Origin of the sequence: Streptococcus taonis, assembly GCF_029948085.1 — a bacterium.
In the GTDB taxonomy this organism is placed as follows: Bacteria; Bacillota; Bacilli; order Lactobacillales; family Streptococcaceae; genus Streptococcus; species Streptococcus taonis.
The window spans coordinates 180,602-193,823 of record NZ_JARZZP010000001.1; the positions used below are offsets into that span (position 1 = coordinate 180,602).

16 protein-coding genes are annotated in these 13,222 nt (G+C 34.9%); 4 read left to right on the forward strand and 12 right to left on the reverse strand.

The features are described 5' to 3' along the window. Positions 1 to 3: 3 nt before the first annotated feature. From QEZ38_RS00810 to cdaA, 4 genes are all read right to left on the reverse strand, one after another. The gene (locus tag QEZ38_RS00810; protein WP_001050093.1) at positions 4 to 378 is read right to left on the reverse strand and encodes a DUF1149 family protein; all 375 of its coding nucleotides are present in this window, start codon (positions 376 to 378) and stop codon (positions 4 to 6) included. 71 nt (positions 379 to 449) lie between these two features. Then, positions 450 to 1,799 (reverse strand): phosphoglucosamine mutase, encoded by a 1,350-nt coding sequence (gene glmM, locus QEZ38_RS00815; RefSeq protein ID WP_281334687.1) that lies wholly within the window; start codon positions 1,797 to 1,799, stop codon positions 450 to 452. A gap of 22 nt (positions 1,800 to 1,821) precedes the next feature. Continuing rightward, positions 1,822 to 2,613, reverse strand: coding sequence for a CdaR family protein (locus QEZ38_RS00820; RefSeq protein ID WP_281334688.1), 792 nt, complete (start codon positions 2,611 to 2,613; stop codon positions 1,822 to 1,824). Next, on the reverse strand, positions 2,600 to 3,457 hold the full coding sequence (gene cdaA, locus QEZ38_RS00825) for a diadenylate cyclase CdaA (protein WP_281334689.1): 858 nt from the start codon (positions 3,455 to 3,457) through the stop codon (positions 2,600 to 2,602). The genes QEZ38_RS00820 and cdaA overlap by 14 nt, the downstream gene beginning before the upstream one ends. A gap of 134 nt (positions 3,458 to 3,591) precedes the next feature. On the opposite strand from cdaA, the gene QEZ38_RS00830 reads away from it, so the two are divergent. After that, entirely contained in the window at positions 3,592 to 4,560 is a 969-nt protein-coding gene (locus QEZ38_RS00830; RefSeq protein WP_281334690.1) for an NAD(P)/FAD-dependent oxidoreductase, read from the forward strand. A 381-nt stretch (positions 4,561 to 4,941) separates the two neighbouring features. Here QEZ38_RS00830 and QEZ38_RS00835 read toward each other — a convergent pair whose 3' ends face one another. From QEZ38_RS00835 to QEZ38_RS00860, 6 genes are all read right to left on the reverse strand, one after another. Further along, entirely contained in the window at positions 4,942 to 6,321 is a 1,380-nt protein-coding gene (locus tag QEZ38_RS00835) for a sensor histidine kinase (RefSeq protein ID WP_281334691.1), read from the reverse strand. Next, positions 6,312 to 6,971 carry a response regulator transcription factor gene (locus tag QEZ38_RS00840; RefSeq protein WP_281334692.1) on the reverse strand — a complete coding sequence of 220 codons (660 nt, stop codon included), beginning with the start codon at positions 6,969 to 6,971 and terminating at the stop codon, positions 6,312 to 6,314. The genes QEZ38_RS00835 and QEZ38_RS00840 overlap by 10 nt, the downstream gene beginning before the upstream one ends. A 19-nt stretch (positions 6,972 to 6,990) precedes the next feature. Continuing rightward, complete coding sequence (locus QEZ38_RS00845; RefSeq protein ID WP_281334693.1) at positions 6,991 to 7,728, reverse strand: lantibiotic immunity ABC transporter MutG family permease subunit; 738 nt, start codon at positions 7,726 to 7,728, stop codon at positions 6,991 to 6,993. Further along, positions 7,728 to 8,465: a lantibiotic immunity ABC transporter MutE/EpiE family permease subunit gene (locus QEZ38_RS00850; protein ID WP_281334694.1), complete on the reverse strand. Its 738-nt coding sequence runs from the start codon at positions 8,463 to 8,465 to the stop codon at positions 7,728 to 7,730. Before QEZ38_RS00850 ends, QEZ38_RS00845 begins: the two co-directional genes overlap by 1 nt. Positions 8,466 to 8,468: 3 nt before the next feature. After that, on the reverse strand, positions 8,469 to 9,164 hold the full coding sequence (locus QEZ38_RS00855) for a lantibiotic protection ABC transporter ATP-binding protein (RefSeq protein WP_281334695.1): 696 nt from the start codon (positions 9,162 to 9,164) through the stop codon (positions 8,469 to 8,471). Between the two features lie 443 nt (positions 9,165 to 9,607). Next, positions 9,608 to 9,904 (reverse strand): hypothetical protein, encoded by a 297-nt coding sequence (locus QEZ38_RS00860; RefSeq protein WP_281334706.1) that lies wholly within the window; start codon positions 9,902 to 9,904, stop codon positions 9,608 to 9,610. A gap of 55 nt (positions 9,905 to 9,959) precedes the next feature. Here QEZ38_RS00860 and QEZ38_RS00865 point away from each other — a divergent pair, with 55 nt between their 5' ends. Continuing rightward, positions 9,960 to 10,640: a DUF4145 domain-containing protein gene (locus QEZ38_RS00865; RefSeq protein ID WP_281334696.1), complete on the forward strand. Its 681-nt coding sequence runs from the start codon at positions 9,960 to 9,962 to the stop codon at positions 10,638 to 10,640. On the opposite strand, the gene QEZ38_RS00870 is transcribed toward QEZ38_RS00865, so the two are convergent. Both QEZ38_RS00870 and QEZ38_RS00875 read right to left on the reverse strand, forming a co-directional pair. Continuing rightward, complete coding sequence (locus QEZ38_RS00870; protein ID WP_281334697.1) at positions 10,616 to 10,828, reverse strand: hypothetical protein; 213 nt, start codon at positions 10,826 to 10,828, stop codon at positions 10,616 to 10,618. The genes QEZ38_RS00865 and QEZ38_RS00870 overlap by 25 nt on opposite strands. Before the next feature lie 62 nt (positions 10,829 to 10,890). Then, entirely contained in the window at positions 10,891 to 11,154 is a 264-nt protein-coding gene (locus tag QEZ38_RS00875; protein ID WP_281334698.1) for a hypothetical protein, read from the reverse strand. A gap of 160 nt (positions 11,155 to 11,314) precedes the next feature. On the opposite strand from QEZ38_RS00875, the gene QEZ38_RS00880 reads away from it, so the two are divergent. After that, entirely contained in the window at positions 11,315 to 12,049 is a 735-nt protein-coding gene (locus tag QEZ38_RS00880) for an XRE family transcriptional regulator (protein WP_281334699.1), read from the forward strand. A gap of 140 nt (positions 12,050 to 12,189) precedes the next feature. Further along, positions 12,190 to 13,140: an Abi family protein gene (locus QEZ38_RS00885; RefSeq protein ID WP_281334700.1), complete on the forward strand. Its 951-nt coding sequence runs from the start codon at positions 12,190 to 12,192 to the stop codon at positions 13,138 to 13,140. Positions 13,141 to 13,222 lie beyond the last annotated feature (82 nt).

Below are 13,222 nucleotides of genomic sequence, written 5' to 3' on the forward strand. Positions count from 1 at the left end.
TTCTTAAAACTCCAAATTAATTCCCGGTAAATCAAGGGCAATTTCTGTTACTTCATAAGTCAAACGATTAAGCATATCCAAACATGGACGAGCTAGTGTCTCAACCTCTTCTTGGCTGAAATCACTTGGTTGGTCGATAATACGACCTTCAACATGATTGACTTGAGAAATCGTTCCACTAATGACAAATCTATCAAAGACAATCATAAAGCTCAAAACAACTACTAAAGAGGTCACTTGATTTTCTTGATCATGCTGAAGCAACTGGAAGTTCACATCAACCTTAGTTTCAGGTGCTCCATTTTCATTTTCCCATTCAAAGTTACGCGCATCAAAGTGATACTGGCTGACAAATTCTTGTTCACGTTTTAAATTCATTTTCATCTCCATTTGTACAATTACAATATAGTTGCCATTGTACCATATTTTTTTATTTTCTGCTAGAGTTACTAAATACCAATCTCCGTTTTAACAACTTGAGCAATTGTATCCACGTAGTAGTCTACTTCTTCCGTTGTAGGTGCTTCAGCCATGACTCGCAATAGTGGTTCTGTTCCGCTCGGACGAACGAGGATGCGGCCATTCCCTGCCATTTCTTCTTCCATCTTCTCGATAATGGCTTTGATAGCAGGAACTTCCATTGCCTTTTCTTTCATGGCATTTTCCACACGAATATTAACTAATTTTTGTGGGTAAATAGTCACTTCTGCTGCTAATTCTGATAAACTCTTACCTGTTTCTTGCATGATCTTCGTCAATTGCACAGCTGATAACTGACCATCACCAGTTGTATTGTAGTCCATCAAGATAACGTGACCAGACTGCTCACCTCCAAGGTTATAGCCAGACTTTCTCATTTCTTCAACTACATAGCGGTCTCCAACAGCAGTGACTGCTTTATTAATACCTTCACGGTCCAAGGCCTTATGGAAACCAAGGTTGGACATAACTGTTGTTACGATCGTATTTTGAGCCAATTGACCTTTTTCAGAAAGGTATTTCCCGATGATGTACATAATCTTGTCACCATCAACGATTTCTCCATTTTCATCAACAGCAATCAAACGGTCGCTATCACCATCAAAGGCCAAACCGATAGCTGACCCGCTTTCTTTTACAAGTTCTTGCAAGGCTTCTGGATGAGTTGAACCAACGTTCAAGTTGATGTTAAGGCCATCTGGTGTTTCACCAATAACTGTTAATTGAGCACCTAGGTCTGCAAAAATTTGACGAGCACTTGTTGCAGCTGCTCCGTTAGCAGTGTCCAAGGCAACTTTCATCCCTTCAAGAGGAGTTCCAGTTGAAACAAGGTAGGCTTCATACTTACGCAATCCTTCTGGATAATCAACAACAGTACCTAAACCTTCAGCACTTGGACGTGGAAGAGTATCTTCGCTGGCATCAAGCAAGGCTTCGATTTCTGTTTCCTTGTCATCGTCAAGTTTAAAGCCGTCACCACCAAAGAATTTAATACCGTTATCAAGGGCTGGGTTGTGACTAGCCGAAATCATAACACCTGCACTGGCTCCCTCAGTTTTAACTAAGTACGCTACTGCTGGTGTTGCAAGTACACCAAGTTTATAAACGTGAATTCCCACTGAAAGAAGACCAGCAATCAAAGCTGCTTCTAGCATTTGACCTGAGATACGAGTGTCACGTCCTACAAACACTTTTGGTGCTTCAGTCGTATGTTGACTGAGAACATAACCTCCAAAACGTCCCAATTTAAAAGCTAATTCTGGCGTAAGTTCTACGTTTGCTTCTCCACGGACTCCGTCCGTTCCAAAATATTTACCCATGTTATATCCTTTTCTAATTTTTTTAGTCTTTCTTTGAAGAGTCTGGTTTGGTTTCAGACTCTGTAGTAGAAGATTTCGTTGAAGATGAGCCAGTAGTTGAAGAGCTTGAACTACTTGCTGATCTAGCTTGTTTCGTTGTTATCTTCATGGTTGTTTCATACGGTGTAATCACCGTTGGTAAAACTGTTCCATTCTTATCAATAGCTTGTAGAGGAACTGAACCTGTATAATTTCCTGTAATTTTTTCACTAGTTGGTAAAACAGCCACAATCTTATCAATCTTAGACAAGGTATCAACATCACTAGTAACCGAAACGCGTTCATCTGAAACAGTCACACTATCGATAAGAATTCGTTCATCAACCTTACCAGAGTCAATCTGTGGAGTGACTGGTAAATTATCCCGTGTTGCTTTCTTCCCAATTTTAACGGTGATTTTCTGCGGTGTTGCTAGGGCTGTTAAACCACTTGGTAGATTCTCAATGGTCAAGGGAACTTCAACGGTTCCTTCTGTCGCCTGTGTTAAATCTGCAGTAACCTTAAATTTACGAGTGCTTTCTTGCATCTCACTAGCCAAGGTCACTCGATTGGATCCAGTTAAAAATACCGTTACTTCTGAACTAAAACCACTAATAAAATACTGCTCACTATCGTACTGAATATCAATTGGTACATTTACGACCGTATTGGTATAGGTTTCTGTTCGAGCCGGTCTTGCATTATTATTATTTTGATAATTAATAGAGGTAGCGTAAATAAATAAAACGCAAGCAAAGAGGAGTGAGGAGATGATATATAAACTATTTTTTTTCATTCTTCCAGCCTCCTAATATACGCTCTGTTAAGCTTGGCTCTTGTGAATTTTCCGGAATCAGTATACGACGTAGCTCTTCCTCAAATTCTTCCATCGTTAAATCATGCTTAAAGACACCATTATAGGTAATGGAAATACCTCCAGTTTCCTCTGATACCACAAAAGTGAGAGCATCAGAAACCTCAGATAAACCAATGGCTGCACGGTGTCGCGTTCCAAACTCCTTAGAAATACCAGTGTCTTCAGTAAGTGGAAGATAAGCAGATGTTACAGCTATTCGATCACCTTTTATAATGACTGCACCATCATGTAAAGGTGTGTTTGGAATGAAGATATTGATTAAGAGTTCTGCAGAAATCTTAGCATCTAAAGGAATCCCCGTGGAAATATATTCCTGCAAGGTTCTGACACGCTGAACTGATACAAGTGCTCCAATTTTTCGCGGGCTCATATATTCAACTGCTTTAACAAAGGCCTGAATCATCTGTTCTTCTGAACTCATTGGTGTACTTGAAAAGAAATCAGTCGCACGTCCTAATCGCTCTAAACCTGTCCGAATTTCTGGAGAGAAAATAACAACCGCTGCGATAACACCGTAAGTAATCAATTGATTGATCAACCAAGAAATAGTCGTCAAGCCCAGAGTATTTGCTACTATCTGAGCTAAGATAAAGACTAAAACCCCTCGAACCAGGATCATAATCTTGGTTCCTGCAATTGATTTTGTAAATTGGTATAAGATATAGGCAACGATAAGAATATCAATCACATTTATCAGAATACTCCAAGGACTGGAAAACAAACTAGACCAGTATTGAAGATTAGATAATTGCTGAAAATTCATTCTAGGCCTCCTCTCCATAAAAAAGCTACTCTTCATTATATCATTTTATATGAAAATTTTCTTCCCCCTACTTCATTTTAAATTGGTAGAAAATATGATAGAATAAAATGATAGAAATGAATTAAGGAGAAACCATGTCTGAACTATATGATATTACCATTGTAGGAGGTGGACCTGTCGGTCTTTTCGCAGCCTTTTATGCTCACCTTCGTCAAGCCAAAGTACAAATCATCGATTCTCTTCCTCAACTAGGTGGTCAACCTGCCATCCTATATCCTGAAAAACAAATTCTCGATGTTCCAGGTTTTCCAAACCTCACAGGGGAAGAATTGACTAACCGCCTTTTGGAACAACTTGAAGGGTTTGAGACACCTATTCACCTCAATGAAACTGTTCTTGAGATTGAAAAAGAGGATGATGTTTTTAAGATTACAACTAATAAGGGAAATCATACTTCTAAAACCGTTATTATTGCTATGGGAGGCGGTGCTTTTAAACCACGTCCACTCGAATTAGAAGGTGTTGAAGGCTATGACAATATCCACTACCACGTTTCTAACATTCAACAATACGCTGGTCAGAAGGTAACCATTCTGGGCGGTGGTGACTCTGCCGTTGACTGGGCTTTAGCTTTTGAAAAGATTGCTCCAACTACACTTGTTCACCGTCGCGATAACTTCCGTGCACTTGAGCATAGCGTCCAAGCCTTGCAAGAGTCTTCGGTAACTATCAAAACACCATTTGTGCCGAGTCAACTTCTTGGTGACGGCCAAACTCTTGACAAGCTTGAAATCACAAAAGTCAAATCCGATGAAACCGAAAGCGTTGAACTCGACCACCTCTTTGTCAACTATGGCTTTAAATCTTCTGTAGGTAATCTTAAAAAATGGGGATTAGAACTGAACCGCCACAAGATTATCGTCAATAGCAAGCAAGAGTCAAGCCAAGCTGGAATTTATGCTATCGGTGACTGCTGCTACTACGAAGGTAAGATTGACTTGATTGCAACAGGTCTTGGTGAAGCACCAACTGCCGTCAATAATGCTATCAACTATATCGACCCAGAACAAAAAGTACAACCAAAACACTCAACAAGCCTATAATGTCAAAATTACAACTTTATTAAAAAATCAAGTGAAATTTCATGATAAAACGCATAATAACAAGTATCCAAAGAACTTGCTATTATGCGTTTTTATGATTTTAAAAACTTTTCCACTAACCACCTTTATTTGCTTTTTATATAAAGTTTAATACTTATTGATTAGTTTTTTAATATTTCCCCTCATTCCGACATATTCAGACTAACAAACTCTGTGCACCGTATAAGTAATACTAGATAATATTCTATCTTAGTGTAATTTGTAGTGAAAGTTCGAAGTTAACATTTACAAATTGACGTTAAATACAGTTATGAACATGTTATAAAGTTTGATGTTAGGGCTGTTAGATTAATTATTACATAAGTTAAGTGTTAAACTGGCTCATTTATTATTCTGTATCGGTAATATAAATTTAACTTCAGCACCACGACAAGCTTCTCTATTTTTCAAGATTACTGATCCACCATGTAATTTAATTATTTGTTCAGTAATAAATAGTCCAATACCATAATTGGTTGCAGAATGCCTGCTATAATCTCCACGATAGAACTGTTCTTTTGCGTGAATTAAATCGATATCAGAAAAACCTTTCCCGTTATCTAATATTGATATTTCTAAAAATTCATCTACAGTTTTTATATTCAATTCCAATGTAACTATTCCATTATTATTTTCAATTGAATTCGCTAAGACATTTTGCAATGCTCTCTCTAAGAGTTTCAAGTCTACACTCATTATACCATCTTCAACTACTACATTAGTTTTTAGATTGTTAGAATTAATTGACATTAGTTCTTTAGAAACTGTTACCAATTGTTCTGATACAGTTTTTACTGCCAACGATTGTGGCTGGTATTCAGTGGCATTAGAATTCTTATTCATGATTAGAAGTGTTTTTATATATTCAGATATTCTATTGCTATTACTCAGTATATAATCTATATAAATACTCTGGTCCTCTGTCACAGATGTCTTTTTAAGCAACTCAGTATTTCCTTGAACAATAGATACTGGGGTTTTCAAGTCATGTATCAAAGCAGAAATCTGTTTTTGCTTGTTTTCTTCCTGTATCCACTCTTTGATTAATGACTCTTGCAAAGCATTTCTCATTTTCTCTAAACTAAATAGAACTTCATTAAATTCTTTGACTCTTGAATAATGCAGGTCAAAATCTAAAGTTTGTTCTGATATTTTTTCGGAAGCAGCAAATATAGGTGAGAGTTGTTTCACAAGATATTTAGCCCATACTATTGTAACAACCAATGTATTTAGTAAACTAACTAGAATTAGAATACTGACATACACTGCGTTGACATTAGGAAAATATTCTGCCATGAATTTATTTGTAAAATAGGGTTTTACTGAATATTGAATAATACAATAACCATCATTTCGTAAAATTTCTATATAGCTATAAGATGGGGTATTATAGACTCTCTCATTATTATAGTATCGAATTGCTCGATCTTCTTCATCTTTACTCATTGAACTAGTAATGATATTTCCATCCTTTGAAATTAATAGATATGAGGCATTATCTGGTATAAGATTTTTGTCAAAGGTCTCTGTATTGGCTATCGCATTCTTCCGCTCATGAATCTGATTTTCTGTGTAATCGGCAGGTAAAATAAATCCTAATGAATACATGGTGTTGAACATCAGAATTACTAAACCAAGTGAAAGAAACAATACAATTCCTACACTTATTAGATATTCTAAAAATATTATTCTTAGCGATTGCCCTTTTAATTTTATTCCCATTTATATCCAATTCCCCATACAGTTACAACTGGAGATACACCTTCCTTCTGTAATTTTGCGCGAATATTCTTAATATGTTCTGAAATAGCTGAAGAATTACCTATTCCATCATATCCAAATATCATCTCATAAATCTGTTCTCTTGAAAATACTTGCCCACGCCTACGAGCTAGAAGTTCACAAATTCGATACTCAGATTTTGTAAAAGAAATTTTCTTATCATTTACATAAATTATATTCGCTGATAAATCAAATCTAATTTCTCCAAGATTTAAACTTAAATGTCTCTCTCGGTTTTCTCGACGTAAATGAGCATCAACTCTCGCAATTAATTCATTTACTCCAAAAGGTTTTAAAATGTAATCATCAGCTCCTGTTGAAAAACCCGAAACAATGTCACTTTCCAAAGATTTTGCAGTTAAAAATAAGATGGGACAGTCTACTCTATCTCTAATAGATTTACAATAAGATATACCATCGATTTTTGGCATCATTATATCTAACAAGATTAAATCATACTCTGATAATTTAGAAATAGGTACTTCTGTTGGATTTTGAAAAATATCTACATGATATAATTTTTGCGTTAAAATATTTTTGATTAAGACCAAAAGATCCATTTCATCATCTATAGCTAATATTTTCACCATCTTATTACCACCTTCATTTCTATTCCATATTAGTTCTGCCGTTCCATTTATTAAACCAAATCAAACTTACAAATAACATTACAACTATTATTGGTGTTGCAACTAAAGACCATTTAAAAAATTCAAAATAAAATGAGTTTTCACCTGAAATTTTATCTACAAAATAAAGACCACAAAGTCTGGAAGGCCATGAACTTGGTAAGTAATACCAAATATTATCCCCCATACTTGTAACAGCAAGTAGCGCTATCAAAGTTTCAAAGAAACCAAGACCAATAGAGGCTCCACTCCCAAATCTGAGGCTAATAACCAGATGTATTAAATATAACGGAACAACTCCTATAATAATTAAGACTAATTCCAATACCAAATCATAAAATTCTTGATAATTAAAAAACATCAAAAAACTACTTTGGAGTAAAATAAGTGATAGTGATGCACACAACAATAAAGATAATAACTTACCTATATACATACTAGTTCTTGATTGCGAACCAGTTAACATTATCTGAAAGCAACCAGCTTCTGCTTCCATTTCTATTACCTTTGCAGTAATGAAACCAATAACAATCGGGAACAATGCACCTAATGTAATCAAATAATTTAATGTGACATCCTCTATTGAATACCTACTTAAGCCCGTAAATTTAAAACCAGCATATATCATAATCACAAATAGTATTGGGAGTAACAGATATAACCAGGGTAACCAAGTATGTTTTATCTTATATAACTCAGATTTTAAAATATTTTTCACTATCTTACCTCCTGTTTTGCAAACCAAATAGATGATAAGTAAGATAATAGAAGAAATAACAGAATTGAGAAGATACATGGAGGAAAAATTGATGTGTTTAACATCATATTTTCTGCATCTGCTGGTAGTCCATTTGGCATAATTTTCAGCATTGGAACCATCGTTCTTATACTCCAACTATATGGAGATAACAGCCAATAATTTCCAGTAGAAAACACAATTCCAAGTGCAACACCAAATAAACCATTTATCATAAGACTAGTAGAAAAACCAAACTTTTTAGCTAATAGTAGGCAAAATGGAATTTGCCATATGCTTGATACCACTAATACTATACTTGAAACTAATAAAGTACTAAAGCTATAGCTTAAAAATATTTGATCTCCAAAAATAAATTGTACAATTAAAACTGCTATCAAATGAACCAAACTGGCCATCAGAATCAAACAGCTTGCCACTATAATTTTTGATATCCAAATCTTTCGCAAATCAATACTGAGAGGATAAACTGCCCTATATTTTATTTTTTTATCTTCGTATCGATTCATTAAAGCAGGAATCAGTGCATAAGTTATTGGCATAATTATAGTATACCACCAATTATATGAATCTACTGTAAAATATGGTGGTACCAGTAAATAAGATAGAATTATCAAAGATATAGGTATTATATAGATTATTTTTTTTAAAAAAGTTCTTTTATATTTTAAATAATCACCAAGAATATAATTCATCATTTTTTAATTCTCCTTCTTTACTACTTCCAAAAATAAATTTTCTAAACTTTCTTGAGAGTCTTTTATATCTTGGTATTTTAATTCACCTTCACATATTATCCCGATATAATCTGCAACTTGCTCAACTTCGGAAATATTATGGCTGGATAGAATTACTGTAATGCCTTGTTTTGGGAAGCCAAGAATCATCTCCCTTAATTCTTGAATTCCCAATGGATCTAAGCCATTGGTTGGTTCATCTAAAATTAATAATTTAGGATTATTTAACAGTGCTATTGCAATTCCTAATCGTTGTTTCATTCCTAAAGAAAATTTTCCACTTCTTTTTTTACCTGTATTTGATAGACCAACAATTTGTAGAACTTCATCAATTCTTGATTCGGGTAATCCAAGTAACATTGTTCTTACTTTTAAATTTTCTCTTGCACTTAAGTTCTCATACAAGGGAGGTAACTCTATCAAGGCACCAATTTGTTCGAGATCCGTTCTACTCCATATATGATCATTAAAGATAATATCTCCGGACGATTTGTGGAGCATTCCTGTTATCATCTTTAGTGTAGTTGATTTCCCAGCACCATTTGGACCAAGTAATCCGTAGATACAATTCTCTTTCACTTGTAATGAAATATTATTCACTACAAGTTGATTCCCAAATTTCTTTGACAAATTCCGTGTCTCTAAAATATTTTTTTCCATTTTGATCCTCCTTAAATTTACACCTCAATGATAAAATATAAATTTAAAGATTTTATAAAGAAAATACATAAAATTTTATTGATTTTTAAAAATAAACTATAACTACTCAATTTAATAAAGATAGGAGTATCCTCAGTTTAATATCCTGGATAAATTTTACCTCATTCTGCTCTAATCTAGATAAATAACATCTAAGTAAATCGTTACAAGATACCTGTCACATTTTTTTATATAAATTTGAGATCCAAAAAAAGATTCGAATTATAAATTTAAAATTTTTAACATTCTATCCAGAACCTTAATTTTTTTAAAGCAACTAAGCTCCTTAAAATGAAAATTCTACTGAATGAAACTTCAGTAGAATTTTTAGGATTTGAGGTTATTTTAAAAATTTTCAAACATCTATTTCGATACATCTTTTTTTAACATCAATATATTATTTTTTACAGTTCATCTGCAAAATGATTGATAAATTCCACTCTCTCTACTCCGTCAAGAAATATCCCATCGACGAATACAGCAGGATGGGGTTTTCTTGCCGTCAATAGCACATCGTGATCTGATGTTTTTACTAACACAGTTCTGTTAGTTATCCTTACCCTCGTCTCACTTTCCAGCGCCCTGAGTTCAATCTCATGAGCGACTTGTCTCAATAGCTTCTCACACGCTATTTTAGCTTCTCTGTACGTTGTAGATTTACTGATGACGTAATCAGCAAGTTCAATGATTTTATCTTCCAATTCTAACTACCTTTCAAATATGGTATAATCAAAATAAAATGATTGGAGAAATCTTATGGATCCTAGTAAACTATTCTGCTTGTTTTGCGGTTGCTCTGTTCCAAATCACAACGATACTTTTCGAGAAGATGAGCACTACTTTTTGATTCGTCGTCCACATTTTGCCAGCGAAGAAAATTTTAGTGACAAAATAACAATACAAACAATGAATTGTCCAAATTGCCATAAAGTTTCAATCGACATCGTGGGCGTAGGAAGTCAATTTCCAAATCGCATTACACACTTCAATCCAATTTCTCTCGCTAAAGCCTATCCAGATTACATTCCACAAACTATCAGAAGTGATTATGAAGAAGCTCACGCTATCTTAAATCTCAGCCCGAAAGCTTCTGCCACCCTCTCTAGGCGTTGCCTTCAAGGAATGATTAGGGATTTTTGGGGGATTTCGAAAGCAAGATTAGTAGATGAGATAGACGCTTTAAAAGATATTGTTGACCCAAGTACTAAAAAGGTACTTGATGCCCTACGAAAACTTGGGAACATTGGAGCTCATCCAGAAAAAGATATAAATCTCATAGTGGATATTGAACCCAATGAGGCTCACCTGTTGCTGAAATTCATAGAATTACTTATGCAAAAATGGTATATTGAACGCCATGACAACAAGCAATTACTACAAGATATTTTAGATTTGGACAAAGATAAACAAAATCAACGCAGATCTAAAAATTCTTGATAATACGGAGAACAATGATCTAATTCAAATATTAGATCGCCGTCCATATTGTAATATTGCTCGACAATTCGAATTTTATCCGCTTCAGTTCCTTCGCCTATCAAAATCGAAAGGTGGATAACTTTTTCAACCTTCAATCCATCAGGTCTACCACGTCTATCGTGGTATTTTTCTTTTTGTCCTGGCATTTCCCTACTCCTTTCTTTTTTTTCTCTCTGTGAGCAATAACTAGGAGGGGAATTGCGCCCCTCTACGCTACTCTAGTATCTTTCGCTTCTTCAACCTTTTCAAGAACCAAGATTGTAAGAGCCATTTCTTGAAAGTCCTTGTCATCAAATCCGATGACGTCGCCGTAAACTCTGATTGTGTTATACAATTCGTACATATCATCTGATGATGGCTTTTCACGATCTAGGATTTCTCCAAGTTTCAATGAACGTTCTCTGCGATTATTAACTTGTAAGACTTCTTTTGCTAGTGCGATTTGTTCTTGTGTTGTAAGCCCTTTGTTCATGGTGTTTCCCTCCGGTTTGTTTTTTCTTATTTCCTTAAGCTTGATTTGTTTATATCTCATCTCGAGATATAAACAAAGAACTTTTTATCTCTTTTTGAGATTTTTTTATTTGTTTTTTTGTCACATTAGTATATAATAAAAAAGAAAGGAGTTAATTGATATGAATATACTAGGGAACTCAATTAAAGAGGTGAGAAAGTCCAAAAAGTTAACTCAAAAAAAACTTGCCGAGCTGACAGGTTTTAAACAAAATACAATTTCTAACCATGAAAATGGTAATAGACAATTAGATGAAGGAGATATAAGAATATATGCTCAGTCTTTGGGGGTATCGCCTCAATATTTATTTGATTTGTCGAAGCCTTCATCTGTTGATTTTTCTGCTCCTACTTCCTCAATCCAAACCATCTACGATGAACTAACTCCTCCAAGGCAAACCAAGGTCTTGACCTACGCAGAGAAGCAACGGGATGAGCAGAGGAACGAAGAAGAAACGAAGACAAACGAAGTATCGGAAGCCATTCAGCTCTATAGTTACGACTACTACGACCACCCAGCTTCTGCAGGTACAGGGCAGTATTTGAACGATGTCCGAGTGGAACGGATTGAGTTGCCAGTAGATGTTGATGCCGACTTTGTCATCCCAATCAATGGGGACTCTATGGAGCCTGACTACCACGATGGCGACCTTGTCTTTATCCAAACCAGCGTGGATTTGAATGACGGTGTTATCGGAGTGTTTAACTATAACGGCGATGCTTATATCAAGCAGCTTTTCATTGACAAAGAACAGGCACACCTACATAGCTTAAACGCAGCGTACAAGGATATGCCAATCACACCAGAGACAGACTTCCGAATTATTGGCGAGGTTGTGGATTTGTATAGAGGCTAGAGGAAACAAAATTTAACAAAATGCTTGACAAAGATCAAGTAATACAGTAAAATGGAGATAATTTAAAAAGAAAAGTGTCAGTAACTCTACGGGGTCTGATGCGGAAAGAGTCTTCTCCATTTACTTGGAGGAGGCTTTTTTTGAAACCATTTAAAACATTGGAACAGCAACTTGATATGCTCAAGGATAGAAATCTTGCTATCACCAATAAAGAGCGTACATTAAAATACTTATTAAGCAACAACTACTACAATATCATCAACGGATACAGTAAGTTCTTTCAGATAACGGGTAGTGATAATTATATAGAGGGCGTTACCTTCGATGAAGTGGCTTCTCTTTATACTTTCGACAAGGATATTAAAAGAGCAATATTGCAATCTATACTTGAAGCAGAGCATCATATAAAATCTATTACAGCTCATAGATTTGCAGAGGCTTATCAAAACCAACAATATGCTTATCTCGACACTAAAAACTATGACAACGATAAAATCCTCGATGTAGGCTATATCATTTCTAAACTCTCCAGAATTGTGAACTATAATAAAAATAGACGTGGAACTTCTATCAACCACTACTATACTAACCACAAAGATGTCCCAATCTGGGTTTTGACTGACTACTTGGAATTTGGGGATACACGACATATTATCGAAAATTTGCCAACTTGTCTTCAAAATAAAATTGCAAAGGATTTAGTTAGTTTTATAAAAACAAACAATCCTAATTTCACTGGTGTATTCCCTCCAGAAACTATGATTTCTTTTTTAAAAAATATCAACCAAACAAGAAATGTATGTGCTCACAACAACAGACTACTCAACTATAATTGTAGTGCAAATAGTGTCTGCTTTGCTCCTATCCATGATGATTTCAATTTACAAGACGACAATTCCAGAAAATCAGTTTACTCAACAGTTGTAAGTTTGCAGTGTTTCATTAGTTCTGAAGAATTCAATCGCTTATGGAATACTCTCAGAAAGAAAGTTAGAAAACTTGAAAATAAGCTAAAATCCGTTGATATAAACATCATAAATGCTACCTTAGGGTTTCCTGATGATTGGCACTGTAATGAACCAAGAATATAAATAAAGGCTCTATAATTTCTGTAGTGGGTAAAACCACCATAGGAATTATGGAGCCTATTTTGTTGTAGAAAAAAAGTCCCAT

Excerpts from the sequence above, each read along its gene's own strand:
- QEZ38_RS00810 (WP_001050093.1), bottom strand. The coding sequence starts at position 378 with ATGAATTTAAAACGTGAACAAGAATTTGTCAGCCAGTATCACTTTGAT.
- glmM (WP_281334687.1), bottom strand. The coding sequence starts at position 1,799 with ATGGGTAAATATTTTGGAACGGACGGAGTCCGTGGAGAAGCAAACGTA.
- QEZ38_RS00820 (WP_281334688.1), bottom strand. The coding sequence starts at position 2,613 with ATGAAAAAAAATAGTTTATATATCATCTCCTCACTCCTCTTTGCTTGC.
- cdaA (WP_281334689.1), bottom strand. The coding sequence starts at position 3,457 with ATGAATTTTCAGCAATTATCTAATCTTCAATACTGGTCTAGTTTGTTT.
- QEZ38_RS00830 (WP_281334690.1), top strand. The coding sequence starts at position 3,592 with ATGTCTGAACTATATGATATTACCATTGTAGGAGGTGGACCTGTCGGT.
- QEZ38_RS00835 (WP_281334691.1), bottom strand. The coding sequence starts at position 6,321 with ATGGGAATAAAATTAAAAGGGCAATCGCTAAGAATAATATTTTTAGAA.
- QEZ38_RS00840 (WP_281334692.1), bottom strand. The coding sequence starts at position 6,971 with ATGGTGAAAATATTAGCTATAGATGATGAAATGGATCTTTTGGTCTTA.
- QEZ38_RS00850 (WP_281334694.1), bottom strand. The coding sequence starts at position 8,465 with ATGATGAATTATATTCTTGGTGATTATTTAAAATATAAAAGAACTTTT.
- QEZ38_RS00855 (WP_281334695.1), bottom strand. The coding sequence starts at position 9,164 with ATGGAAAAAAATATTTTAGAGACACGGAATTTGTCAAAGAAATTTGGG.
- QEZ38_RS00865 (WP_281334696.1), top strand. The coding sequence starts at position 9,960 with ATGGATCCTAGTAAACTATTCTGCTTGTTTTGCGGTTGCTCTGTTCCA.
- QEZ38_RS00870 (WP_281334697.1), bottom strand. The coding sequence starts at position 10,828 with ATGCCAGGACAAAAAGAAAAATACCACGATAGACGTGGTAGACCTGAT.
- QEZ38_RS00875 (WP_281334698.1), bottom strand. The coding sequence starts at position 11,154 with ATGAACAAAGGGCTTACAACACAAGAACAAATCGCACTAGCAAAAGAA.
- QEZ38_RS00880 (WP_281334699.1), top strand. The coding sequence starts at position 11,315 with ATGAATATACTAGGGAACTCAATTAAAGAGGTGAGAAAGTCCAAAAAG.